Origin of the sequence: Paraburkholderia strydomiana, assembly GCF_031456815.1 — a bacterium.
Taxonomy (GTDB): Bacteria; Pseudomonadota; Gammaproteobacteria; order Burkholderiales; family Burkholderiaceae; genus Paraburkholderia; species Paraburkholderia caledonica.
Window position 1 is genome coordinate 43,602 of record NZ_JAVDVL010000017.1, and the last position, 24,113, is coordinate 67,714.

A 24,113-nucleotide genomic window follows, 5' to 3' on the forward strand; every position below is an offset into this window, starting at 1 on the left:
GCCGCGTCGAATGTCGCGGCATTCCAAAACCGGCTACAAGCGGCCGTTCGACAGCGCAAGACAGATCGTCGACAATGCGCCATCGAGAGTCAAAGGAATGTGCCGATGACGCATGTTTATGACGCTGTTGAAGAGTTGGCCGGTTCGCTTGCTGAGGCTGATTTTGCGTTGCACGCAGAGGGGCTTCGAGGTGCACTGTCCGAAGGGGCGACCGGTACAGAAATTTTTATGATTCTGCAGTCACGGCTCTCTGGAGTTGTTGATGATGAAGTCGTACCGCGCAGACAAAAAGATGAGGCTGAAAGGTTGCGCGACATTGTGATTCACGCACTGAAGTAATCCGCCTCGATCACTTCCCGCAGTTGTACTCTACGATTTCCGATGCAGTTTGCATAAGGCGGCGTGCGACCACAACCGGTCGTTCGCCATAGCGGCGCAAATCGCAGACAATTTCGCAAACTCACACCCTGGAAGCCGAGCGATGAAATGCCAGATATGTGGACGAGCACTCGATCAGCCCGACGACCCCTTGTCGATGAACTGTGGCGGTGACTGCTGGGGTTGCGTTGGCGAGATTGAGGCTGATCTAGGCTATGCGGAATCGGTCAAGCAGGTCCGAGACGAACACGTTCGCGGACTTCGCCTGGGATGGATAGACCCTGCGAAGCAGTGACCACCAATCTCCTGTTCGGGTCACTGTCGGCCAATTTCGGCCGTTCAGTTGATAGAAATCGTGGCCAATTGAATGACCTGTTTGCGACGAACATCGTCTAACAGGTTTTGCTACCCTAACCCATTCGAAGACGCCCCTTTGCGCACCGATTCTTTGGTTGATGCTGGGACAGCTTGCCGGTCTGATCGCTCAACGTTCGTCGACAACGGTTCTCGCGCGGAAGGCCGCAACGTTCGACTTATTGCCACAAACATCGAACGAATGCCACCTGCGGTTCTTCGCCCTCGTCGGGTCAAAAAACACGGCGCCACATTCATCGTTTGCGCAAATCTTGATTCGATCCCAAGCTTTTGCAGCGCTGACTACGGCAACGTCGGCGAGAACTTCAGAGACAACCGAGCGCTCCCGGGCCTGCGCGGAGACGCCGCCTTCGCTATCGAACACGTAACAAAACCCGTAACGCGCCGAGATAGTGTCGACTTCGACAAAAGCGTCGTTCGTATTACGGACGCCCTGCACCATAGCAAGCAATGCCTCCCGAAGCCCGCGCAGGTCGTGGAGCGTCCGCGCATTCGCCCTGAGCGATCCAGCGTACCCCGTCGCCCGGCAAAAATCTTCATACCGGCTGTTTTTGGCCAATAAATCATGGCCGGCCTCGTAGCCCACGCCCTTCGAGTTCAACAAGGAAACGATGCGCGCTATTGCCTCTTCCTTCGCACTTTCACCCATGACATCTCCCCAACGCCGCAACACTTTCTGCGGATCAAACCGATCAGTAATATGCATTATATGGCATGCCAATTACAAAGGACAATCTTGATGCTCACTGACTTGTAGTCCATACGATCTGACCCTCATCACGAAGCTGTAGACGAGCTCCTCTCCGATGTCACCAGCACTAGCGCTGGACCGACACCAAGACCAACAAGATTTGCCAAGAAACGACTTATCACCGTTTGGGCTGATTACTCTCTCCGGCGCTCTGCGACCGAGCGCAGGTCGACAGCCACGGCATAGTCGCGATTGCAAACATCGGCTCCAACCACGGTTCACCCCCGACCGCGATCTGCCTCAAACCACTCGGCGCTTCCTCGTCCGGTGACGCTTGCGCTTTGTTCACGTAATGGGCATACTTGATTTAGCCAATTACCTGCTCGTTGACTAAGATTCTCTGCTGTCGTCGGGTCCCATCCAATTCCGCCCATCTGACTCATGAGGTACCCGTTTCATGTCATTGGTTGAATCCATGCAATGGCGTTATGCCACCAAAAAGTTCGATCCGTCCGTAAAACTGGCCGAATCGGAATTCGAAGATCTGCTTGAGTGCGTGCGACTCGCACCGACGTCGTTCGGCCTTCAACCGTTCAAGGTGTTCGTCGTTCAAGACCCCGCTCTCAGGAAGCTCATCCGCACGCAGGCTACGCCGAATGTTCCCGGGTTCGAAAAGGTGGAAGAAGCATCGCACCTCGTCGTGTTTGCCGCTCAGACCCACGTTGACGAAAAGACCGTTGGCCAGTTTGTCGATCTCACATGTGAAGTTCGCGGCGTTCCCCGGGACTCGATGCGTGAGCGCGAACAGCAAATCGTCGGCGCCGTTTCGCGGCTAGCATCCGCCGACCGAACGCATTGGGCGCAGAAGCAGGTCTATCTGGCACTCGGAATCTTTATCGCCGCGGCAGCGCAGGCGGGCATCGACGCCTGCCCAATGGAAGGATTTTTGCCAGCAAAAATCGACGAGCTTCTCGACTTGTCCGGAATGGGGCTGACGGCTACTGCTTTGGCAGTGGTCGGAAAGCGCTCCGCAGACGACAGTTTTGCCAAGCTCGCGAAGGTACGGAAGGACTGGGATGCTCTGATTCAGACTGTTTGACAATCATGGTCGGCAAACTCCTGCCAACGAGTTTGCCGGCTCAAGCGAGAGAGGTACGCATGGCAGATTCAAAAGTCATTATCCTGGTCGAACTTGACGTTCTCAGCGAGTTCACTGAAGCAGTGATCTCACGCCTTCAATCCAGCCACCCGATCGCGCTCCAGCATCCGGGTTGCGATCTGTTCTTGCAGACATCTGTTGAAGAAGATCGCAGCCGGATCAGGCTGATAGAGGTCTTCGCAACGCACAGCGCACATCAAAGCTTCGTTGCTCTGGACTCAACGAAGGAAGTCTTTGCGTTCCTTCAAGGCAAGTTGTCCGCACCGCCACGCGTCACAAGGCTGCGAGGTCTTTGATCGTTACGCGCAAGGCATCATGCCCTGCGCCAAGGTCAGCGATTCACTGAGTTCCGAAGTCGTCGGTTTGAAGGCACGGCCGAACGATAGCGGAACACCGAAGAGAATAACCTTCGAAAGTTTCGAGCGGAATAGCGTGGTGCTCCGTTGCAGCACCCGAGCCGCCGTTGCGTGCAGACGGCATGAAGGGCGCCCCGCACCAGGCACGGAGCACGTGTTGTCAAAGAGCTTCCAGCGCGAGCGCGATTCCCTGCCCGCCGCCTATGCATAAGGTAACGAGGCCGCGACGCAATCCATCGCGGCGCATGGCGTGCGCGAGCCGGCTCACCAGGATGGCGCCTGTTGCGCCGATTGGATGACCATGTGCAATAGCACCTCCGTCCACGTTGACGATATCCGGTGGCAAGGCAAGCTCCTTGATTACTGCTAGAGGAACGGCCGCGAACGCCTCGTTTATTTCGATCCTGTCCACGTCGCCCAACGCCCAGCCAGCGTGTTCGATAGCCTGCCTGACAGCCGGCACGGGTCCAATGCCGAACATGTCGGGTTCTACCGCAGCCACACCGAAGCCGGCAAGACGCACTAATGCATCCAGACCGCGTTCGTCGGCGAACGAACGCGAGGCAACGACCATTGCAGCGCCACCGCTGTTCAGCCCCGGTGCGTTACCGGCTGTGATGGTTCCGTCCGGCCGGAATGCCGGCTTCAGCCGTGAGAGCGCCTCCATGCTCGTATCCGGCCGCGGGCCTTCGTCGCGGGCGAACGTGACCGGGCCTGAGCGTGAAGGAATCTGCAGTGCAACGATCTCACTCTCAAAGACGCCACTCGCCTGCGCAGTGGCATAGCGCTGCTGTGAACGTTCGGCCCATTGGTCTTGCGCTTCGCGCGTCAAGCCAAAGCGTTTCACCAGATCTTCCGTGTGCCAGCCGGAATGCTGCCCCGAGAATGCGTCGTTCAGACCGTCGCGCAATACGCTGTCGTACAGTTGCGCATTGCCCATTCGGTAGCCCCATCGTCCGCCTGCAAGAAGATACGGGGCGCGGTCCATGTTCTCCATCCCGCCGGCGACCGCAGCCTCAGCAAGCCCAAGCCAGATATCCTTCGCAGCCGACACAACCGCCTGCGCCCCGGAACCGCACACCCGGTTGACCGTGAGCGCAGGTACATCGACTGGCAAACGTCCATGAATCGACGCCTGCCGGGCCGGATTCATCTGATTTCCCGCCTGAACGACATTACCCATTACCACCGTACCAACCTCCTTCGGGTCGAGACCGCTGCGGGCGATAGTCTCCCGAATCGCGGCTGCGCCAAGCTCGGTAGCAGGTGTGTCTTTCAAGGTTCCGTTGAACGATCCGATTGCCGTCCGGACCGGATGGCAGATAACAACGTCACGGTGCTGCATCGTCCTCTCCTTGCGCGAACTCGACTCGCGCATGTGTGACGCGGGCGTCCGCGCCCGCGCCTGCTAGTGACTACTTGCCTTGTCACTACTAGCGCCTACCAATGACCCGCAGTGACCCGCAGTGACCGCCAGTGAATACTGGCGGCTACGCAGGATTGCGGTAGCGCGCTGCGGGCTCGGCGAGACTCAGGTTAGGTATCATTGCGACGCGTGCGTTGTTGAACGCAGTCCACTGCGCAAGGTCGGGTAGAGCCGGAATCGTAATGTCCTCGCGACGGTCAAAGCCGACAAGCGCCGCATCGACCAGGTCGTCCACCGCCATCACCGCTGGCAGGGCAGCTATGTCTCGCCCACTCCGTTCCCAAATCTCGGTTCGTGTGGCCCCAGGAAGAACCGCCTGAACGAATACGCCCTTCTCACCCAGCTCTGCCTGCAAACCTTGCGACAGAAACTGCACGAAGGCCTTGGTCGCGCCATAAATGGTCATTCCGAACTCGGGCACAAGGCCAAGCACAGAACCAACATTCACAATTGCACCCTCTCCCTTTGCGACAAAGTTACCCGCGGCCGCACGTGCGAGCCGTGCGACGGCCGTAACGTTCAGCGCTACCGAGCCCGCGACGTCGTCAGCAGACTGATCCAGGAAGCTGCCCGGCAGTGCTGCACCGGCATTGTTGACGAGCACACCAATATTGGCATCTTCAGCGAGTCGCGACTCGACCAAGGCCAGCTCCTCCGCGTTTGTTAGATCGGCGCGAATCACATCAACTTCCACGCCGGTCTCTTCGCGCAGCTTGCCGGCCTTTGCGCCTAGTCGATCAGTGTCTCGCGCGACCAGAATCAACGGGTGTCCGCGACGGGCAAAGCGATCAGCAAACGCAGCGCCGATACCGCTAGAAGCGCCAGTAATCAAGACAACTGGTAATGCTTTGTCCACCATATTCACCGTTTTTCGTAAGACATCGTCTGCCATCGGCAGATCTCCGCCGTCAGCTGACGCCCCAAGATGGAACGCTCCCTTTCATGATTATATTCATACTCCACATTGTCAAGCGCTAATGTTCCCATGATGAGGAGTGTGTATATACTCCTGATTCCCGAGTTCGGTTCGGCTGACTTAACCCCGATCTGAATCGACTCCGACACCCGTTTTCGTTCCCTTCGGACGCCTTGCCAGAATCCAACTTGTGGACTGACCTCATGACTAACGATGAAGAAGCAAAGCTCTTAACAGACGCCGACCGCCGCGCCGCTCGATATCTCCAAACGGTATCGACAAGACGAGTGTTCCCCGACAAGGATGCCGTGACCGGCCTCGTAGCGTTCGACGAGCCGTTGCCCGACTCGGGCCGATCGGCGACGGAGACATTGGCAATGCTCGACGACATAGGCTCGCCGGCAACGGTCACCACGAACGGGCCACGCTACTTCGGCTTTGTCGTCGGCGCCGCGCTGCCCGCGCCCGCCGCCGCAGAGCGCCTGATGCTCGCATGGGACAACGGCGCGCCGCTTGCATTGACGTCGCCCGTCAGTGCAAAGGTGGAAGAAGTTGCTGCACGGTGGCTGCTCGAAATTCTGGATTTGCCGCGAGAAAGCGCCGTCGGCTTCGGGACATCGGCGACTGCTTGCGGATTGGCCTGTCTCGCGGCAGCACGGCGTCATCTTCTACATCGCGCGGGCTGGGATGCCGATCTGAAGGGCGTTCACGGAGGACCGGAAATCAAGGTTGTCGTGTCCGAAAAGATTCATGTTGTCGTACTCAAGGCGCTACGAGTGCTGGGTTTTGGCCTCGAGCAGATCATCAAGGCGCCTACTGACGAGAACGGCCGTATTCGCCCGGAATCACTTCCTGTGCTCGACGACAGGACCATTCTGTGCCTCCAGGCGGGCGAGGTGAATACCGGCGAATTCGACCCGTTCGCGCAGATCATTCCCGTAGCCAAAGCCGCGGGTGCATGGGTGCATGTCGATGGCGCTTTCGGTTTGTGGGCGCGAGCAGCAGCCAGCGTTCGGCATCTCACTGCAGGAATCGACGGCGCCGACAGCTGGACCGTCGATGGCCACAAGTGGCTCAACACACCGTATGACTGCGCAATGGGCATCTGCCGTGATGCCGACGCCCTGGCGGCCGCCATGAACAGCGACGCCGTCTACGCGACCGGCTCGAAGAACGCACAAAAGAATCTCACGCTCGAATTCTCGCGACGCGCGCGCGGCATCCCTGTGTGGGCCGCGCTTCGCTCATTAGGAAAAGACGGCGTGGCAGAGATGGTCGAGCGGCACATCCGGCAGGCTCAGGCACTTGCAGGCAATCTCCGGTCCGCCGGGTTCGATGTGCTCAACCGGGTTGTTCTCAATCAGGTGATTGCCTGCGGCACGACCGACGAAGAAACGGAAGGGGTACGCCTGCGCGCCGAACAATCCGGCGAGACGTGGTTCGGCCCGACTGTGTGGAACGGCCGAAAAGCGTTTCGACTCAGTGTCTCCTCCTGGCGCACCACCGATGAGGACATCGCGCGAGTCAGCCAGTTACTTCAGCGACTCAAGCGTGACTGGCGTGAGGCCGACCACTGACTGCTAACAAAGTCATCCGACGCCGCCGGTGGCGGTTCCAGCCAAAGGGGACCGCTCGCATGCGAAGAGCCCCCCGGGAATCCGGCTGCGCCACCTCACACAGCGATAAAAAGTGCACACCGGATTTCTGGTGAATGCTTATAATCCTAAAATGGAAGACTGACCGGATAGCCAGTAGAGACATGACAGTCACTACCTGGCGGCGCCACCAGATGAATCGACTGCAAGCTATGCAGGTTTTCACGCGCATCGTCGAGACGAACAGTTTCTCTCGCGCTGCTGAGTCGCTGAACCTGCCGCATGGATCGGCAACGAACATACTCAAGGCACTTGAGGCGCACCTCAACGTTCGCCTGCTCCATCGCACAACACGCCGTCTGAGCGTGACTCCCGAAGGAGCAGAGTACTATCAGCGCTGCGTGCGGATCCTCGCCCATGTTGAAGAAGCCGAAAGCGAACTCACGCCGACAGGTCGAGAGCTCAAAGGCAAGCTACATGTTCAGATGCCAGCGTCAGTTGGACAAGGCATCGTTATTCCCAAGCTGGCCTCATTCCACAGCGAATTTCCAGGCATCGAACTCAAGGTGCGCTTCGGGGACAGGCTTGGCGATCTCGTACATGAGGGTGTCGACTGCGCGATCACGCTGCGGACACTTGAGGACTCAAGCTTTATAGCGAGACGTCTGGGCTCGCTCCGCACCGTTACCGCTGCCAGCGACAGCTATCTGCGCATTCACGGCACGCCAGATCGGCTGGATGATCTCAAGTATCACCACGCGATCCACTATTTCTCCGGAAGAACCGGCCGCTTACATGACCTCAGTTTGTCCGATGGCGTGTCGATGCGAGAGTACCGGCTCGCCGGACCCATTTCGGTCAACGATGCCAACGCTTATGTGAAGTGCGGACTGGAAGGCCTGGGCATCATCCAGCCGCCCCTGTTCATGGTCGCCCAGCATCTCGAAACGGGAGCGTTGCGCGAGATTCTCCCGGCGCATGAGCCGCGCGCGATTCCGGTTGCGATTGTCTACCCGAGTCATCGTCACCTTTCGCGAAAGGTGCGCGTGTTCGTGGAGTGGACAGCCTCGATTTTTGCGTCGTGCCCATCGCTGCAGCGCTCGCGCGCTGACGACACTGACCGCACTGCGATAGAACATGCAGCCCCCGTGTACTCCACGTGAGCATGCGGATCATGCTGCAAGGAGCGCAACCAACGCATCGTCACTGGCAATACGAATGTCGTCGATGATTACGGGTTATTGGGCAGCCCACGTCTTTCTGCCCGCGATGAAACGGAGTAGCAAAATGCATTTGAATGGAGCAGTGGTATTCGTGACCGGCGGTAACCGCGGCCTCGGCTTGGCCTTCGCAAAAGAGGCACTCAAGCGCGGCGCCAGCAAAGTGTACGTTGGCGTACGCCAGCCGAAGAACTTCAACGTGGAGAACATCCAGGCAGTGGAACTCGACGTCACGGACCCAGAGTCTGTGCAGCGCGCCGCCGCTGCGTGCGGCGACGTGAATCTGCTCGTCAACAACGCCGGCATCGCGTTGCTCAGCGACGGCGCGCTCGATCCGGGATTGATCGATCAGTCCGAGCGCATCTTTGCGACCAACTATTACGGCGTAGTGCGCACCACGCAAGCGTTCGCCGACACGCTCGGCAAAAATGCGCCCTCGGCGATCGTGAACGTGCTGTCAGACGCCACATGGGTGAGCGCCCCGATGCTTGCGGCCTATGCTGCCTCGAAGCATGCAGCGTGGAGCTTCACGAATTCGCTGCGCCTGCAGACAAAGCCGCGCGGAATCGAGGTGCTTGGACTTCACGTCGGCTTTCTCGACACCGACATGACCGCCGGTGTAGACGTCCCCAAGTCCGACCCCAACGACGTGGCGGCCGCGGCGCTGAGCGCGCTTGAGCAAGGAAGTTACGAAGTTCTCGCCGATGCGGGTACCGAGAAAATCAAGGCGTCGTTGTCGAGCGACAGTCCCGCGTATATCCACCCCGATCTGCCGTTCTGAAGAAGGCCTGGCTAGCCGGCGCCGCAGGGTGCCGGCATGTCCCGCGTTAGGATTATACTTATACGACAGAAGCTCTTTAGTTCATGTACGCAATGGGACACTCACAGGCAGAGAAGGCGGCGACACATGCGCGGATCGTCGAGATCGCGGCGAGGCGATTCCGCGAGCGAGGCCTGGAAGGAATCAGCGTCGCCGACATCATGTCCGAAGCTGGCATGACAGTCGGCGGCTTTTACCGGCACTTCGAGACGCGCGATCATCTTGTCGTTGAAGCAATGCTGCAGGCTTTCGCGGATCTCGACGGCTGGGAAGATCTGGCGCGCGGCAATCTTCGCCAGGCAATTCAAGGTTATCTGTCCGAGGCGCACCGCGACGATTTGCCGGGCAGTTGCGCGATGGCGGCACTGGCGAACGATGTCTCTCGAGCGAGCGAAGAAGTCAGAGACGCATTCGGCGCACGTGTAACGCGCATGTTTGGCCTGCTCCAGTCGCTGCTCGCGTCGGGAACGAATGCCGAAAAGCGCGCAAAGGCCATGACGATCTTCAGCGCCTGCGTCGGCGCATTGTCGCTCGCGAGAGCGGTTCCCGACCGCGAGCTTTCCCGATCCATTCTCCGCAATGTCACGAGCGAGTTGCTGTCGCTATACAGCGACGAAATCGTGAAAGAGAAGAGACGCGCGTCCTGAGAAACGCGGCGGCCGTACTTCGGTGCGCGCGTTTGCCGGACTGCCGTCCGCTGGTGCGCGCTGACTGAACGCTGAACGCAAGCGTCTTTCGTCCGGCGCGCATCATTTCGTTTCAGCGTGCGGTGGTTTGCGGCGCCGATAGGCCGGGTGCTGTTGCCAGTGCGGAGTCGTCCGCACTCCAGCCACCGCCCAGCGCGCGATACGCCCCGACAGCCGCTCGTGCCGCGTCGGCCCTCGTCGCATCGAGATCGTCGCGCGCGCTCAACAACTGGCGATCGGCATCGAGTACGTCAGTGAGCGTGATTGCGCCGGATTGATATGCTGTCTCCGACAGGTCGCGGGCACGCTGCAGGGAAGTCACCTCTGCCTCAAGCTCCGACGCCCTCAGCTGTGATTGCGACAGCCCGACGAACGCGTTTTCCACATCTTCCACGGCGTGCAGCACGGTCAGCCGGTATTGCGCGATGGCCTCGGCGTTGCGCCCTTTCGCTGCTGCTACTTCGGCATCCACCTTGCCGAAGTCGAAGAGGCGCCAGCGCAAGCCAGCCGTGATCAAAGGCTGGAACGCCTGCGCGGTGAACAGTTTGTCGGCGGAAAGACTATCGAAACCCAGCACGCCGGACAGCGATACTTTCGGATAGTAGTCAGCAATAGCCGCACCGATCCTCTCGTTCGCCGCCGCCAGGCGCCGCTCCGCTGCGAGAATATCCGGGCGGCGCCTGAGCAGTTCGCCCGGCGTTGCCGTGAAGCTCGAACCCGGCACGGCAGGAATCGGCGACGGTATGGCCAGCTTTGCCGCATAGGTATGAGGCTGCACGCCCAGCAGGACGTCGAGCCGGTTCAGTTGAGCCTCGAGAGCGGTCTTCAACGCCGGGGGCAACGTGCGTGCCTGCCGGAGCAGCGCATCGGCCTGCGCGACCTCACGTTCCGTTGCAGCACCCGCGGCTTTTCGGGCCTTCACGAGATCGAGAAGATGCTGTTCGGTGCGGATCTGGTCTTCCGCTACCGCCAGGCGCGCCTGCAGACCCCGGACCTGGACATAAGCGTCGGCGGCGTCAGCCAGTACGGTGACTCGCGTACCGGCCTTGTCGGCTTCGGCTGCCTCGTACTCGAGGCGCCCGGCGCCGGCATTGCGGCGAAGTCCGCCCGCCACGTCGATTTCCCACGAAGCAGCAGCACCCACCGCATATTCCTTCTGGTCTCGCCCATATCCGGGGAAGTTTCGCGCCAGACTGCCCTCGGGTCCGACGACGCTCTGATGCTCGGCGGTCGCGCTTGCGTTTGCGTCCACGGTGGGCAGCAGCTGGGCGCCTGCGAATGCCGCCGCTGCGCGCGCCTGCTCGACTCGCGCGAGTGCTGCTGCGAGGTCGAGATTCTGGGCCAGGACGTCCCTGACTATCTCCGACAGCATGGGATCGTCGAACTCTTTCCACCACTGCTCTATGTCAGCTTCCCGTTTATTGTCGGCGCCGGCTTGCGTCGCTTTGGCGATGGGTTTCAGCTGAACGTTCTGCGCGACGTAGTCCGGGCCGACCATGCAGCCGGACAGCACTGCGGCGGCTGCGAGACTGGAGGTCCAACGCATGCCATGCCGCGCCGCGGACAATACATTCCTGTTGTGTCGGATGCGCATCATTGCACCTTGTCCTTACCGATTTTGCGGATGAGAACGTAGAAGGCGGGAGTGAACAGAAGCCCGAACCCCGTCACGCCCAGCATGCCGAAAAGCACTGCCGTACCGAGCGACTGCCGCATCTCCGCGCCCGCCCCGGTTGCCACGGCCAGCGGCGCCACGCCAAGAATGAATGCGAACGACGTCATCAGGATCGGACGCAGTCGGGTGCGCGCCGCGTGAACCGCCGCCGCGCCGGGAGTCGAGCCGTCGTCCTCCTTCTGCCGGGCGAACTCGACGATGAGAATCGCGTTCTTTGCTGCGAGCCCTACAAGCACGACGAAGCCAATTTGTGCCAGGATGTCGATGGGCATGCCCCGTATCACGAGCCCCGTCACCGACGCAAGAATACACATCGGCACGATCAGCACAATCGCCAGCGGCAAGCGCCAGCTTTCGTACTGCGCGACCAGCACGAGGAAAACGAACAGCGCTGCCGCACCGAACACCACCAGCGTCGGCGTGCCTTTTTGCTGCTGCTGATACGCGAGGTCCGTCCATTCGAAGTCGATGCCCTGGGGAAGCACCTCCCGCGCGAGTTCTTCCATGCGCCGCAGCGCGGTGCCGGTCGCGACGCCCGGCGCAGCCACGCCCTGCACTTCCGCAGCGGGATACAGGTTGTAGCGAGGCACACGGTAAGGAATCGTGCGGTCTTCCATCGTCGCCACGCTGCCGATCGGGACCATGTCGCCCTGGCGGTTGCGCGCCTTGAGCCGCGTAATATCGGCTGCATCCCGTCGGAAATTGCCATCTGCCTGCACGATGACCTCATAGGTACGGCCAAGATAATTGAAGTCGTTCACGTACTGCGAGCCCAGATAAACTTGCAAGGTGGAAAACACATCGGTAGGCGTCAGCCCGACCTTCTCCGCTTTCACCCGATCGATGTCTGCAAAGATGGACGGCGAACCGGCGTTGAACAGCGTGAAGGCGCCCGCAAAATGAGGGTCCTTGTTAGCCGCCGCAACCAGGGCCTTTGCCGCGTCGACCAGCGCTTGCGATCCGAGACCCCCACGATCCTCCAGCATCATCTTGAAGCCGCCGGCATTGCCGATCCCCTGCACGGGTGGAGGCGGAATGGTCAGCACATACGCATCCTTGATGACGGCGAGACGCTTGCGTAGGTCCGCCAGCACGGTGCCCGCAGTGACGCCAGGCAACGAGTGCTCGTAGAGCGAAGGCAGGCCGGAGAACACCGTGCCGGAATTCGAGGCAACCGTCTGCGTAGTGGCATCCAGACCGACGAACGGCGCAACGTGCTCGATGCCTCGCGTGGTCAAAGACACGTCGATTGCTTTCCTCACGACGTTTTCCGTTCGCTGCAGCGAGGCTCCCGGCGGCAGCTGCACCACCGTGATCAGGTAGCCTTGATCCTGCTCGGGAATGAAACCGGTCGGCGTGCGCGCGAACTCGAGGCCGGTTATGCCGATGAGCGCGACGTACACGGCAAGCACGACCGCTAGTCCCCTGATCAACCGTTTCGTCAGACGGCCGTAGCCGAGCGATAGCCATTCGAACCCTCTGTTGAAGCGCCCGAAGCCTGCATGCAGCGCCCGGACGAGCGGGCCCGCGCTGCTCTCCGGGCTCGCGTGATCGACGTGCGGCTTGAACAGCACAGCGCACAGGGCCGGGCTCAGAGTCAACGACACAAAGCACGAAATGACCGTGGACGCGGCGATGGTCACCGCAAACTGCCGGAAAAACAGCCCCGAGATGCCGCTGAGAAATGCGGAGGGAACGAAGACGGCGCACAACGTCAGCGCAATCGATAGAAGCGCGCCGCCGACCTCGTCCATTGTCCGATGGGCGGCCAGAACCGGAGACATCCCGCTGCGCATATTGCGCTCGACGTTCTCCACCACAACGATCGCATCATCGACAACGATCCCCACGGCGAGCACGAGGCCGAACAGAGACAGGTTGTTCAACGATATCCCGAATATCGCGAGCACGATGAAGGAGCCGAGCAGCGAGACCGGAATCGCCACGACAGGAATGATGGTCGCGCGCCAGTTCTGCAGGAACAGAAAGACGACGCCGACCACCAGCAGCACCGCAACGAAGATGGTGACAATGACTTCGTCCACCGATTTGCCGATGAAGATCGTCGGGTCATAGATGATCTTGTAATCGACGCCGACCGGAAACGCGCGTTGCAGCGTCTTCATCTGCGCGAGTACGGACTTCTCCACCGCGAGCGAGTTGGCACCCGGTTCCGCGTAGATCAGCAACGTCGATGCATTGCGGCGGTCCATGAACGCAGTCGACCCGTAATCGGCCGCGCCGATCTCGACGCGGCCAATGTCCCGAACCCGCGTCACGCGTCCTTGTGCATCCGACTTGACGACAATCTCGGAGAATTCGGCCGGCGATGTGAGGCGGCCCAGCGCCTCGACGTTGATCTGGTACGCCGCATTGCCGTTGGTCGGCGGCTGGTTGAGCACGCCCGCCGACACCTGGACGTTCTGTGCCCGCAGCGCAGACAGGACTTCGCCCGCAGTGAGGTTGTTCGCGGCCGCCTTGTCGGGATCGATCCAGATACGCATCGCATATTCGCGAGCCCCCTGGAACTGCACATCGCCGACACCTTGCAGGCGCGCCAGCGCGTCTTTCACATGCAGCGTCGCGTAGTTGGACAAATAAAGCGTATCGCGCGTACTGTCGGGCGAATAAAGATGCACGGCAAGCAGAATGCTGGGCGTCGCCTTCCGCACCTGTACGCCGAGGCGCTGCACGTCATCCGGCAGACGCGGCAAGGCGTCCTGCACGCGGTTCTGCGTGAGCATCTGTGCGACATTCAGATCGGTGCCGATGCGGAACGTCACCGTCACGGTCAACCTTCCGTCACCGGTCGACTGGCTACTCATGTACAACATGTTTTCCACACCGTTGATCTGCTGCTCGAGCGGCGTGGCAACGGTTCGCGCGATCGTCTCGGCGGAGGCGCCGGGATACGACGTGGTGACCTGCACGGTCGGAGGAACGATGTCCGGGTACTGAGCCACCGGCAAGACGAACATTGCGCCGAGGCCGATCAGGGTCAGGAAGCAACTGACGACGGTCGCAAAGCGCGGACGGTCGATAAAGAAGTGAGCGATACGCATGGGTTGATGTCTCAGTGCGTCGCCGCAATGGCCGCAACGTCGCCATTTCGGGCGACGACCTTGGAGCCGGGCGATGCGTAGGGTAGTCCGCCCACCACCACGCGTTCGTCGGCGGCAAGCCCCGACCTGATGACCCGCAGGCCGTCGCGAACCTCGCCGACCTTAACGTGCCTGGGTATGACGGTACCGTCGTTGCCGACGGTCATCACGAGGTAATCGGACTGATCGGGGATGACCGCGGCGTCCGGCAAGAGCATCGCCGGTAGCGCCTGGCCGACGCCCAGACGGACTCTGGCGAACTGGCCCGGCGTGAGATCGAGACGACTGTTGGCGACCGTGGCCCGGGCGTGGATGGTGCCGCTACGCCTGTCGAGAACGTTGTCGATGAAGTCGAGCTTGCCCGCGCGGTTATACGAGGACTCGCCTGCCGTCGACAGCACCACACCGTTGGACAGTGGGCCTCCAGCATCGGCGCGCGAAGCCATGAATCCCTGATAGTCCGCCTCGCTCATGTCGAAGTCGAAGTAGATCGGGTCGAGCGACACCATTGTCGCAAGCAAGGTGGTCGGGCTGGTCGCTGCCCGGCTGCCGGCGATGAGATTGCCGACGGACACCCGGTGCCGGCCGATCTTGCCCGTGAACGGTGCGACGATGCGGCAATGATCCAGGTCGAATCTGGCATCCCTGATCTGAGCGCTTGCGTCCTGCTGCGCCGCGTTGGCTGCATCCAGTTCCGCCACTTTCTGCTGGACGTTCTGAAGTGTTCCCGCGTCGCTGCGCTGCAACTCCTCGGCCCGTGCCAGTTCCTGCTTCGCAAGCAGCTGGCGCGCCTGTGCGGTCTTCAGCAGCGCCTCGGCCCGCGAAAGGCTGATCTGATACGGAACCGGATCGATGGTGAAAAGCAAGTCGCCTTTTTTGACCACGTCGCCGTCTCTGAACCGAATGCCTGTGAGAATGCCACCGACCTGCGGGCGCAATTCCACCTCGTCAACGGCGGAGAACTGGCCGAGGAAACCCAGTTGCGTCTCCATGTTTCGCACGAGTGGACGAATGACCGTCACTTCATGCGCCGGTAGAGGCTGCGCTCGCGCGGCGCTTTGATCCGCGCGCGACAGATATAGCCCAATTCCCCCGGCGGCCAGCACGACCGCGCCAAGCGCATAAGCGGCTGAGCGCTTGCGTAGTTTCGAAGTTTGGCGAGACGTGGGCGCACTGCCGCCTTCCACGCCATCATCAAGATTTTCTCTCACTCTGACCATCCGTGATCAATGAATGCAATCGGAACCGCAAGATTACATACATAATCCTGATAGTCAAGACATGTCCCAACGCCCTATGGAGGGAAATATGCGTTGCCGGGGCAGACGCGACGGGGTTCGACTGAGCGTCGACTTCGATTGTTCAGGGAGAGATGGAATATCGTTCAGCGGAGTCCAGCAATCAGAGCCGCGCACCAGCGTTGAAGCCTGCCATCGTTCATCGAAACCATTACCGACGTCGTGCTGCCCCGTTCGCACCACGCTTCATGCTGCTGCCGGCAGCCGCGATCTCGATAGGCGGGAACTGCCTCGCGTGGAGCCGCGGTCACGTGACGCTTCACACGACCGGCTTTCCCTGCATGACGAAACGACGCCCGGTATGCAGCGATTCGGAGGCCGGCGATGCGAGGTTAGTCCCCGACGAATGGCGCTTTCGCTACCGAAAGCCGCCATGCGCCGTCGAACGGTCCGATGACGGCAAGGGGTCGTACTGGGCCTTTCGAGCCGCTCCACACCGGCCATTCGAAGTCGCGAGCCGCAGCAGATGTTGGCGAAAACACGACTGGCGCGATAACTGTTCTTATCACAATAGACCTGTTAATGCTCTGAACTGGCGTTCATGAAAACGCGTCACACTCGGCAGCGCCGCGCGCCCTCCTCCAGAAATATCCGCACTCGGGCAGCGACGTGCGAGCGCTGCGCATTCGCGGAACGTGCTCAGAGCTCGCACAGGCTATTTGAAGGTGCGACCGTCATGACGCATGTGAAAGGAACTGGCTATCGGTGGCGCTCGCCCAAAAACTAACGCCTACACCGGACTGCATCGCCGCTCGGAAGCAATCGACGTCAGGTGGCTGCGTGGACTTTGAAACCCGCCACCACACCACGTATTTTTGACGCCTGCTCCGTCATCGATTCAGACGCCGCGGCGGCCTCTTCGACGAGGGCCGCATTCTGCTGTGTCACTTCGTCCATGTGGGAGACGGCAGTATTAACCTGCTCGATGCCGCGCGCCTGCTCCTGCGAGGCCGACGCGATTTGACCAAGCAACACGGCGACGCGATCGATCGCCACGAGCATGTGATCCATCCGCCCGGCCGCATCGACGGCTTGCGTTGCGCCCTCCTCGACGCGAGTCACCGATGCGCCGATCAGATCCTTGATCTCCTTCGCCGCCTTGCCGGAACGCTGTGCGAGCGCGCGAACTTCAGTCGCCACGACAGCGAACCCACGCCCCTGTTCGCCGGCCCGCGCGGCCTCGACCGCCGCGTTGAGCGCGAGAATATTGGTCTGGAACGCGATGCCCTCGATGATCGCGGTAATCTCTGCGATCTCGCTCGACCCAAGCCTCAGTTCGCTCATGGTGTCCGCAAGCCGTTTGACAGCATCGGCACTGCCGCCGGCAGCATCGCTGACCACCTTGGCGAGATTGCTCGCTTCACGCGTGTTGTCTGCCGTCTGTTTCACCGTCGCGGTCAGTTCTTCCATGCTGGCCGCTGTTTCCTCGAGCGAAGCGGCCTGCTGTTCAGTGCGTTTAGACAGATCTCCATTGCCGGAGGCAATTTCGTCGGCCGCGTCGGCTACATGATCAACGCCCGTACGGATGGTCATCACCGTCTCGCGCAAACTATCCCGCATTCTCGCGAGACTGCGAAGTAGTCCTCCGAGTTCGTCGTCGCGCATCGTTAGTCGAATGAATGCCATAGATGCCCAGCACGCCGATCATGGCCAAGAGAAAGGCCAATGCAAAAAGGGTGGCAGCGAGGAGGGTGCGGATTTTCATTGCTGTGAACCTCGTTTTCGGGCGTTAACATGTGACGGCTTAACGGCCTCCATGTGACACCCTTTAGACAAGAAAGCCAAAAATAGCCTTGTGTGAAAATGCTGAAAGCGTGAGTGGAGAATGCCTGAAGTCAAATGCGCCTGTTTCATCGCCTCGGCCGCCGTGAGGAAGGGAACCAGCAAGGCCAAACGCCCGGGAAGGCCGAGCATTCGGTTCCGGCTTCGTACTATGAGGAAGTACTCCCCGTGCGTGGAAAGGCGGCAACGGGCATTCTCGGGGAAGCTTGCGAATCCCGGGAGCGTTGGTCTCATCTTTTTCACCAGACTCTAAAAAACCAGCCGGATTGTGATTGCACGCGCCTCTCTTCGTCACCGGCCGTAAAAGCCATATAGGTTGCCCACGCGCGGTCGGACTCGCTAATCAATGCGGCGGCGGATGCGAGAGTCGCGGGGCTCGCCACATCCTGCCCCGCCGTCACGCGGTCGAGTCGCAAGCGCACCCGCGCGATAGCTTCCTAAGAGCGGCCGCCGTAATCCGTGTAGCCAGGCCGGCTGATCCCTGCCGGGTGTGTGTGTATGTCTTGGGCCAATGCCGGTTGCCGGCGTTGGCTTTTTTTTTGGTCTAGACATCCTAGAGCGGCGCAAGGGGATATCCGTAAAGACAGGATGTCGCGTAGTCGTCCTTCACGAATCCCTTGTTGCCTGGGCCTACGAATGTTGACCAGATTGTGCGCTCCGCTGAAGTCTGAGTCCCGCCCGAAAAAGTGGACGCCAACATTCCGTAGAACCGAGGAATGGAGCTATACATGACTCTAATCCCCGAAGCCATATACACAAAGGAATACCGTAAAGAGGCGGTGAGGCTTGCGATGACCAAGCGCGTTGGTGTATCCGAGGTTGCGCGTCGACGACGCCCTCAGAAGCGAAGCGGCGCGTACGTTCCTGCAGTAGGGTGTCCGTCGCCACATGGTCGGCGAGATCAACTGCCCCGACTACGCCGGGGAAGTCGTCTTCGCCGCGCGCGAGGTCGACGACGCGGTGACCCGCGCTTACGAGCCGCCTGCTGAGTGCACGGCCGGCGCCTTTGCTCGCGCCGGTGATCAGGAAGGTACGCTGAGCGGCCTGAGTCATCTTTGCAGTCTCAGCAGGATGAAGGGATCAAACAGATCGAATGCCTAGCCGACACTGGACATAGCAACTGGCTGCCACTGTAGCCATCGGGTCAAGACAGGATCTGTGGCATGCGCTATCGCAAACAGCGCGATGGGAAGATTCGTGACAAAAGGAGATCACGCTGGTTCCATGCCGTGGCGATACTTGAGCTCATCGGTTACCTGCGAGCGCAGGAAATCAAGCAGTTCCCGCGTTTCCGTTCGGTGCGTCGCGTTTACACAGAGTCCCGCCGAAAACGTCGTCACGATCGCGCAGTCGTGCGGCATCGTTCCCAGTACGTCAATGCCGGGAAGATTCATCAATTCGCTAAATTGTTGAAAACCCAAGTCCACCACTCCGTCTGCAACGAGTTGGCCGACCGGCACGCCCGGTGGCGACAGTACTAACCGATCGGCAATCGAATCGGCAATCCCCCACGCATCCAGCAGATTGAGAAGGGCCTTCCCGCTCGGTCCGGTGGAGTATCCGATGCTGCGTGCGGCGCGTATTGCGTCACAAAGTGCTCGCTCGTTATCTATCGCGGGGTGCGGTGTGCCGGCACGTGCGGCCACTGCTACTTTTGAGCGGACAACATCGATCTTACTGTCGCCCACTATATGACCATCGGAAATCAACGCGTCGATGGCATCGCTTGCGAGCACGGCGAGATCGAACGAATTCCCTTGCCTCACCAATCGTGCAGCGTCGACCCCGCCAACAGACATAAAATGCACGTCGATACCGCATTGTTTGCGGTAGAACACGCCAACGTCGGCGACAAATTGCCGCGTAGCCATAGACGATACGCCGGTCAATCTGACATCGGAGAGAGAGGCAGCAACCTTTTTCATTGGCCGATTTTGCCTGTCAGGCGGTGCGTCGCCTAGTGCGAAGTTCCTACTAGCTGTTATGCGAATTTGCTATGGTGAGTTCACCCCACTGAGTAAACCATCCGTAAGTTAGCGGGCTCGCCGGCTCGCGGCTTTCACTGCCAGCTCAACCTGCGGCGAAATCAGTCTGGCGGAAATAGCCGAGCGATATCTCGTCATTCGGAGTCGACCGCATTCCATTCGTATGCTACTAGCGAACGGCGACCTGACATGCCATATTGAGCGGGCTCCGTGCGTGCGCAGACGGTCAGTTTTCCGGGGGGAGCTCCCGTCCGCTGAGCGAGCTCACGCACTCGAGTGCGGTGCCTGGCCGACGCCCCCAATACGCGTTCTCGAGCAACACACGGATCGCGGCGCGATCCAGCGGGCGTGGATTCGGATACGGTGCAGTCAGCGCGGCGTCAGCGACGCGATCGAGGTCTGCAAATTGCACCCCGAGCGCCTTTAAGGAAAGCGGTACATCCAACTGTGCCGCGACATCGAACAAACCCTGTGCTGCATCTCTCTTCTCCAGCGCTCGACATATGCCATCCATCGCCTGCGGTGCCGCCGAAGCGTTGTAGGCCGTCGCATGGGGTAGACCAACCGCATGCGTTTCAGCGTGGGGCAGATTCAGCATACCGCCCAATGTGTGACAGAGTTTGTGATGAAGCGCCACTGAAGTCGTTGCCAGCACCGAGCCGGCTAGCCATGCGCGGTACAGGCATTCCGCGCGGGCGTCCAGATCGCCGGGACGCTGCACCACTTGCGGCAGCCCGCGCGCGAGATACCGGATTCCTTCTTCGGCCATCATTGACGTGAAGGGACTTGCGTTCCCGGCATAGAGCGCTTCGACGCAATGTGCAATCGCATTGATGCCGCTTGTCGCACTCATCCGTGCTGGCAGCGACACCGTGAGCTCCGGATCATAGATTACAGTACGAGGCAATACCCTGAGGTCACGCCCCGTCTTCTTCGCTCCATTTTCTGTGAGACCGTAGATCGGCGTCATCTCGGAGCCGGCATAGGTGGTCGGAATCGCGAGGATCGGAATGCTCGACTCCAATGCGATCGCTTTCCCGAGTCCGATCGTCGAGCCCCCACCGACGGCCACGATACAATCCGCACCGGCGTCCAATGCGTGCGCACGTGCCCGGCGCGCCGCTTCGATCGGCACATGCATGACCGCGCCGGGGAGCACATCACGGCATCTGTCGCCGAGCATTCTAGCCACAGAGTAAGCGAGGTCGGACTGCTCGGGTGTGCAGACTACGAGCGCTCGCTCGACTCCCAACTCGTTGAATTCAGCAGGCAAATTGCTGAGACTGCCGACGCCGAAAACCACACGGGATGGCAGTGACGAAAAGATGAATGAACGCTGGAACATGGCGAGATCGGAGATGTCCGGACGTTGATCGAGACGCAATCGCGAGCGCGTGAGGATGTAGCGCACGCGCGGATCTCGTACTCGGTGGATAAGAAATATGGATCGACCGCGCGTTCCGCGGCATCAGTAGCTTGCCGGAAAACGCGCCCGATCGGGAGCTCGTCAGGCTTGCCCTGCCGATGACTCCCTTTTGCTTTGCTCGATGCTCTCCTCCGGGAAGGCGACGAAGTGTTCAATCGCCGACAGAGTCGCCGCCGGAGTCTCGAACGTCGGATAGTGCCCCGCACCGCGCAGCACTTCCAACATGGCATGTCGATACCATCGCAACGTCGTCGCGCGGGCAATTGCCTCGGTGCAATTCGGATCGTGCTCGCCGATGAGCACCAGCACTGGCGTGTCGAGTTTTCGAACCTCTTCGTGAATATCGGTCCGACTCGCGTCCAATGCGTAGCTGGCAAGCGCACGTCCGTCGATCGCATCCCAGGCAACCGCCTCTGCATAGCGCCCGGCAGTTCCTGCCCGCACAAGCGCCTCACGCCGCTCCCGCGAACAGGCCAAGGACTGCATAAATGCCATCCGTTCCGGATCGGTACTCGCGCCGTTCGCGCTTAGTCCCGCGATCGACACGATCGCGTTTACACGGTTAGGCAATGCAACCGCCAGCATCTGCGCCACGAGTGCCCCCAGCGAATGCCCGCCCACGGCAACTCGCGCCCAGCCCAGATACTCGACTAGCCGTACGGCGTCAATGACCGCTTCACGTAATGTCAGCAAACCGATATCGCTGCGTGCGTGACCATAACCGCGATACTCAACCACCGCGTACTGAAACGCATCAAGGTCCGCGTAGCGCAACATCTCGTCGAACGCATCACGTGTTCCGAGCAGCCCCGGAAACAGCAGGATTTTTTTGGGCCCATGCCCAACGAGCCTCATCGATTTCACAGTTCCCTCCTACTTGACCGGGCGCGTTGCCCCCGATTTTTCCCGTCAGACATCGATCGGATCCTCCAACTGCATCAGCTTGCGCAGGTCATCGTGCGACATGTCGAACTGTGGCGATATCTTCAATTCGCTCCCGAGGCTCGCCTCGTCCTCGTCCATCTTGAACCCGAGAGATTTCGTCGCCTCGAACATGACGCCGCCCGGCGTACGCACGTAAATCGATTCGAAGTAACCACGATTCTTCCGGTCAGAGAAATCGGTAAAACCCATGCCCTCGGTATCGAACTTGACGCGAGCCTGTGCGTCGTAGTCGGGCACATCCAACGCTCCGTGATGAACGATCCCTTCGGCGAGCGTCCATGTTCCTTGCCTCAAATCCGGCATGTGTAGTACGTCGATGCGCCGGCCGCCGCCACTGCCCGCCGTTCCGATTCCTCGGCAATCTTCACCCCGTTCCGACCGAAATGTTCGCGCCAGAAATCAATCGATCCTCCGGGCACCGAATAAGCAATCGCAGTAAATTGCCCGGACCCCTTGCGGCCGACCAATCGCGTGCGACGCATCGGGAATGTTGTCATTACGGTTCCGGGCGTTCCGTCCGCATCGCTGAAATACAGGTGATAAATCGGAATGCGGCCATCGGAGAACAGCGTACGCTTGATGAAGCGTTGCCCCATTACCTTGACGAAGAAGTTGACGTCGCCTTGTGCCGTCGACGTGCACAGCGTGATGTGATGGAGTCCACGTATCAGCCCGGTTTCCATTGCGTCTCCTGGTTGGTGAGTAGTCAGACCGCCGCACCGGCAATCGATACCCCGCTAGCCGGCCAGCTTGAAAGCCAGTATGGAATTCAGCGAAGGGAAGCACCACCCTCAAAGCTGAATGTGTTCCATGCCGAATCGGGATGGACCGACAGAGGGCGTGCTATCAGACGGCAGGCGCCGACGGATCGAAAGCCATGTTAGTGCCAGCAACAGGCAAGTCACCGGAACCGGCGAGCAATACGTAAATCAGATCGTTCCAACGCGATATCCGCGTCAAACATTCGCAACAACCGTTTCATCGCCAGTACGCAGTTCATTCTCGTGATGCTCACCAGCATCTTGGATTACAACCGCCTCAAGCGACGACGGCGCAAGCACTCCTTCCCATTTCGCCACGGCTGCCGAAGCGATAGCATTACCGAGCACGTTGGTCGCCGTACGCCCCATATCGAGAAAATGATCAACGCCCATGATTAACAGGAGCCCCGCCTCGGGAATATTGAACTGACCGAGTGTCGCGGCGATCACAACCAGCGATGCACGAGGCACTGCCGCCATGCCTTTACTCGTCAACATAAGGATCGCAAGCATCGACAGTTGCTGTGCGAATGAAAGATGGACACCATAAGCCTGCGCGATGAAAAGCGTCGCAAACGTGCAGTACATCATGGTGCCATCGAGATTGAACGAGTAGCCGATCGGCAATACAAAGCTTGCGATCCGTTCGGGGACGCCAAATCGTGCGAGCTGCTCCAGAGTCTTAGGGTACACCGACTCACTGCTCGCCGTGCTGAAACCGATCAGCATCGGAACGCGCATGTGACGCACGAGCGCAAACACTCTACGCCCAAGCAACAAACTACCGGCCAAGACTAGTAGAAACCACAGGGCAATCAGACTTGCATAGAACTCGCCCATGAACCGGCCGTATGTGATGAGCACCGATAGGCCGCGCGTCGTCACCACGCTTGCGATAGCGCCGAATACAGCAAACGGTGCCAGCGCCATCACGTAACCCGTCACTTTCAACATCACGTGCGCAATCTGATCCAGCAGTTGCACGACAAGTTGCGCCTTATCGCCGATCACCGTGAGGCCGATACTAAAAAAAGCCGCGAACACGACGATCTGCAGGATTTCGTTGCCGGCCATGGCCTGAACGATGCTGGCGGGAACGAGGTGTACGACAAACTCTTTCAATGACAGCGCGCCCGAATTCAGTCCGGAAGACGCGTTTGACGCCGGTAACGGCAAGTTGAGACCGCTCCCCGGATGTAGCCAGTTGGCAATCAGCGCGCCAAACGCCAGCGAAAAAAATGAGGCGACCAGAAACCAACCCAGCGTTCTGAGTCCAATGCGTCCGACTGCGCGCACATCGCCGATTTTTGTCACGCCGATCACAAGTGTGCAGAACACGAGTGGCGCAATGATCATTTTTATCAGCCGCAGAAACAACTGTGCGAGCAGCGCGAAATAGCCACCGAACTGGGCAGTGGCGTCTGTGCCGGGCAACGTCGCGTGACAAATTACGCCGGTTACGATACCGAGCAACATGCCAGCGAGAATACGTGCAGTGAGAGGAAATTTCACAGGTGA

Annotated in this window: 22 protein-coding genes and 1 pseudogene; 8 read left to right on the forward strand and 15 right to left on the reverse strand. The window is 59.9% G+C overall.

The features are described from left to right. Window positions 1-105: 105 nt before the first annotated feature. Window positions 106-339 carry a hypothetical protein gene (locus J2W46_RS30565; RefSeq protein WP_310358999.1) on the forward strand — a complete coding sequence of 78 codons (234 nt, stop codon included), beginning with the start codon at window positions 106-108 and terminating at the stop codon, window positions 337-339. 523 nt (window positions 340-862) lie between these two features. Here J2W46_RS30565 and J2W46_RS30570 read toward each other — a convergent pair. After that, on the reverse strand, window positions 863-1,459 hold the full coding sequence (locus J2W46_RS30570; protein WP_310359002.1) for a CGNR zinc finger domain-containing protein: 597 nt from the start codon (window positions 1,457-1,459) through the stop codon (window positions 863-865). Window positions 1,460-1,919: 460 nt separating this feature from the next. Here J2W46_RS30570 and J2W46_RS30575 point away from each other — a divergent pair, with 460 nt between their 5' ends. Together J2W46_RS30575 and J2W46_RS30580 are read left to right on the forward strand one after the other, a co-directional pair. Next, complete coding sequence (locus J2W46_RS30575) at window positions 1,920-2,543, forward strand: nitroreductase family protein (protein WP_310359152.1); 624 nt, start codon at window positions 1,920-1,922, stop codon at window positions 2,541-2,543. A 59-nt stretch (window positions 2,544-2,602) separates the two neighbouring features. Next, the gene (locus tag J2W46_RS30580) at window positions 2,603-2,899 is read left to right on the forward strand and encodes a putative quinol monooxygenase (protein WP_310359005.1); all 297 of its coding nucleotides are present in this window, start codon (window positions 2,603-2,605) and stop codon (window positions 2,897-2,899) included. 220 nt (window positions 2,900-3,119) lie between these two features. On the opposite strand, the gene J2W46_RS30585 is transcribed toward J2W46_RS30580, so the two are convergent. Both J2W46_RS30585 and J2W46_RS30590 read right to left on the reverse strand, forming a co-directional pair. Beyond that, window positions 3,120-4,304 (reverse strand): thiolase family protein, encoded by a 1,185-nt coding sequence (locus J2W46_RS30585; RefSeq protein ID WP_310359006.1) that lies wholly within the window; start codon window positions 4,302-4,304, stop codon window positions 3,120-3,122. 145 nt (window positions 4,305-4,449) lie between these two features. Further along, complete coding sequence (locus J2W46_RS30590; RefSeq protein WP_310359008.1) at window positions 4,450-5,277, reverse strand: SDR family NAD(P)-dependent oxidoreductase; 828 nt, start codon at window positions 5,275-5,277, stop codon at window positions 4,450-4,452. Between the two features lie 227 nt (window positions 5,278-5,504). Here J2W46_RS30590 and J2W46_RS30595 point away from each other — a divergent pair, with 227 nt between their 5' ends. The 4 genes from J2W46_RS30595 to J2W46_RS30610 all read left to right on the forward strand — a co-directional run bounded on the left by J2W46_RS30595 (window position 5,505) and on the right by J2W46_RS30610 (window position 9,583). Further along, the gene (locus tag J2W46_RS30595) at window positions 5,505-6,878 is read left to right on the forward strand and encodes a pyridoxal phosphate-dependent decarboxylase family protein (protein WP_310359010.1); all 1,374 of its coding nucleotides are present in this window, start codon (window positions 5,505-5,507) and stop codon (window positions 6,876-6,878) included. Window positions 6,879-7,090: 212 nt separating this feature from the next. After that, window positions 7,091-8,059 carry a LysR family transcriptional regulator gene (locus J2W46_RS30600; RefSeq protein WP_310359012.1) on the forward strand — a complete coding sequence of 323 codons (969 nt, stop codon included), beginning with the start codon at window positions 7,091-7,093 and terminating at the stop codon, window positions 8,057-8,059. 124 nt (window positions 8,060-8,183) lie between these two features. Continuing rightward, window positions 8,184-8,897, forward strand: a complete 714-nt coding sequence (locus J2W46_RS30605; protein WP_310359014.1) for an SDR family oxidoreductase — start codon at window positions 8,184-8,186, stop codon at window positions 8,895-8,897. An 83-nt stretch (window positions 8,898-8,980) separates the two neighbouring features. After that, on the forward strand, window positions 8,981-9,583 hold the full coding sequence (locus tag J2W46_RS30610) for a TetR/AcrR family transcriptional regulator (protein WP_310359016.1): 603 nt from the start codon (window positions 8,981-8,983) through the stop codon (window positions 9,581-9,583). 112 nt (window positions 9,584-9,695) lie between these two features. Here J2W46_RS30610 and J2W46_RS30615 read toward each other — a convergent pair whose 3' ends face one another. The 6 genes and pseudogenes from J2W46_RS30615 to J2W46_RS34440 all read right to left on the reverse strand — a co-directional run bounded on the left by J2W46_RS30615 (window position 9,696) and on the right by J2W46_RS34440 (window position 17,900). Next, the gene (locus J2W46_RS30615; protein ID WP_374726896.1) at window positions 9,696-11,216 is read right to left on the reverse strand and encodes an efflux transporter outer membrane subunit; all 1,521 of its coding nucleotides are present in this window, start codon (window positions 11,214-11,216) and stop codon (window positions 9,696-9,698) included. Further along, the gene (locus tag J2W46_RS30620; RefSeq protein WP_310359021.1) at window positions 11,216-14,359 is read right to left on the reverse strand and encodes an efflux RND transporter permease subunit; all 3,144 of its coding nucleotides are present in this window, start codon (window positions 14,357-14,359) and stop codon (window positions 11,216-11,218) included. The genes J2W46_RS30615 and J2W46_RS30620 overlap by 1 nt, the downstream gene beginning before the upstream one ends. An 11-nt stretch (window positions 14,360-14,370) precedes the next feature. After that, complete coding sequence (locus J2W46_RS30625; protein ID WP_374726890.1) at window positions 14,371-15,618, reverse strand: efflux RND transporter periplasmic adaptor subunit; 1,248 nt, start codon at window positions 15,616-15,618, stop codon at window positions 14,371-14,373. An 846-nt stretch (window positions 15,619-16,464) separates the two neighbouring features. Next, a pseudogene (locus J2W46_RS30630) lies at window positions 16,465-17,298 on the reverse strand (methyl-accepting chemotaxis protein); the annotation flags it as partial. Beyond that, complete coding sequence (locus J2W46_RS34435; protein WP_374726891.1) at window positions 17,246-17,401, reverse strand: Tar ligand binding domain-containing protein; 156 nt, start codon at window positions 17,399-17,401, stop codon at window positions 17,246-17,248. The pseudogene J2W46_RS30630 and the gene J2W46_RS34435, both read right to left, overlap by 53 nt. Before the next feature lie 316 nt (window positions 17,402-17,717). Continuing rightward, entirely contained in the window at window positions 17,718-17,900 is a 183-nt protein-coding gene (locus J2W46_RS34440; RefSeq protein ID WP_374726892.1) for a Tar ligand binding domain-containing protein, read from the reverse strand. 466 nt (window positions 17,901-18,366) lie between these two features. Between J2W46_RS34440 and J2W46_RS30635 the strand changes: the two genes are divergently transcribed. After that, window positions 18,367-18,579: a hypothetical protein gene (locus J2W46_RS30635; RefSeq protein ID WP_310359168.1), complete on the forward strand. Its 213-nt coding sequence runs from the start codon at window positions 18,367-18,369 to the stop codon at window positions 18,577-18,579. 110 nt (window positions 18,580-18,689) lie between these two features. Here J2W46_RS30635 and J2W46_RS30640 read toward each other — a convergent pair whose 3' ends face one another. The 6 genes from J2W46_RS30640 to J2W46_RS30665 form a co-directional block, all read right to left on the reverse strand. Further along, on the reverse strand, window positions 18,690-19,403 hold the full coding sequence (locus tag J2W46_RS30640; protein WP_310359023.1) for a substrate-binding domain-containing protein: 714 nt from the start codon (window positions 19,401-19,403) through the stop codon (window positions 18,690-18,692). A gap of 286 nt (window positions 19,404-19,689) precedes the next feature. Beyond that, the gene (locus J2W46_RS30645) at window positions 19,690-20,808 is read right to left on the reverse strand and encodes a maleylacetate reductase (protein ID WP_310359158.1); all 1,119 of its coding nucleotides are present in this window, start codon (window positions 20,806-20,808) and stop codon (window positions 19,690-19,692) included. 162 nt (window positions 20,809-20,970) lie between these two features. Then, window positions 20,971-21,744 carry an alpha/beta fold hydrolase gene (locus tag J2W46_RS30650; RefSeq protein WP_310359161.1) on the reverse strand — a complete coding sequence of 258 codons (774 nt, stop codon included), beginning with the start codon at window positions 21,742-21,744 and terminating at the stop codon, window positions 20,971-20,973. 54 nt (window positions 21,745-21,798) lie between these two features. Further along, window positions 21,799-22,071, reverse strand: coding sequence for a VOC family protein (locus J2W46_RS30655; RefSeq protein WP_310359027.1), 273 nt, complete (start codon window positions 22,069-22,071; stop codon window positions 21,799-21,801). 53 nt (window positions 22,072-22,124) lie between these two features. Next, window positions 22,125-22,517 carry a VOC family protein gene (locus J2W46_RS30660; protein ID WP_310359030.1) on the reverse strand — a complete coding sequence of 131 codons (393 nt, stop codon included), beginning with the start codon at window positions 22,515-22,517 and terminating at the stop codon, window positions 22,125-22,127. 273 nt (window positions 22,518-22,790) lie between these two features. Further along, entirely contained in the window at window positions 22,791-24,107 is a 1,317-nt protein-coding gene (locus tag J2W46_RS30665) for a dicarboxylate/amino acid:cation symporter (RefSeq protein ID WP_310359032.1), read from the reverse strand. Window positions 24,108-24,113 lie beyond the last annotated feature (6 nt).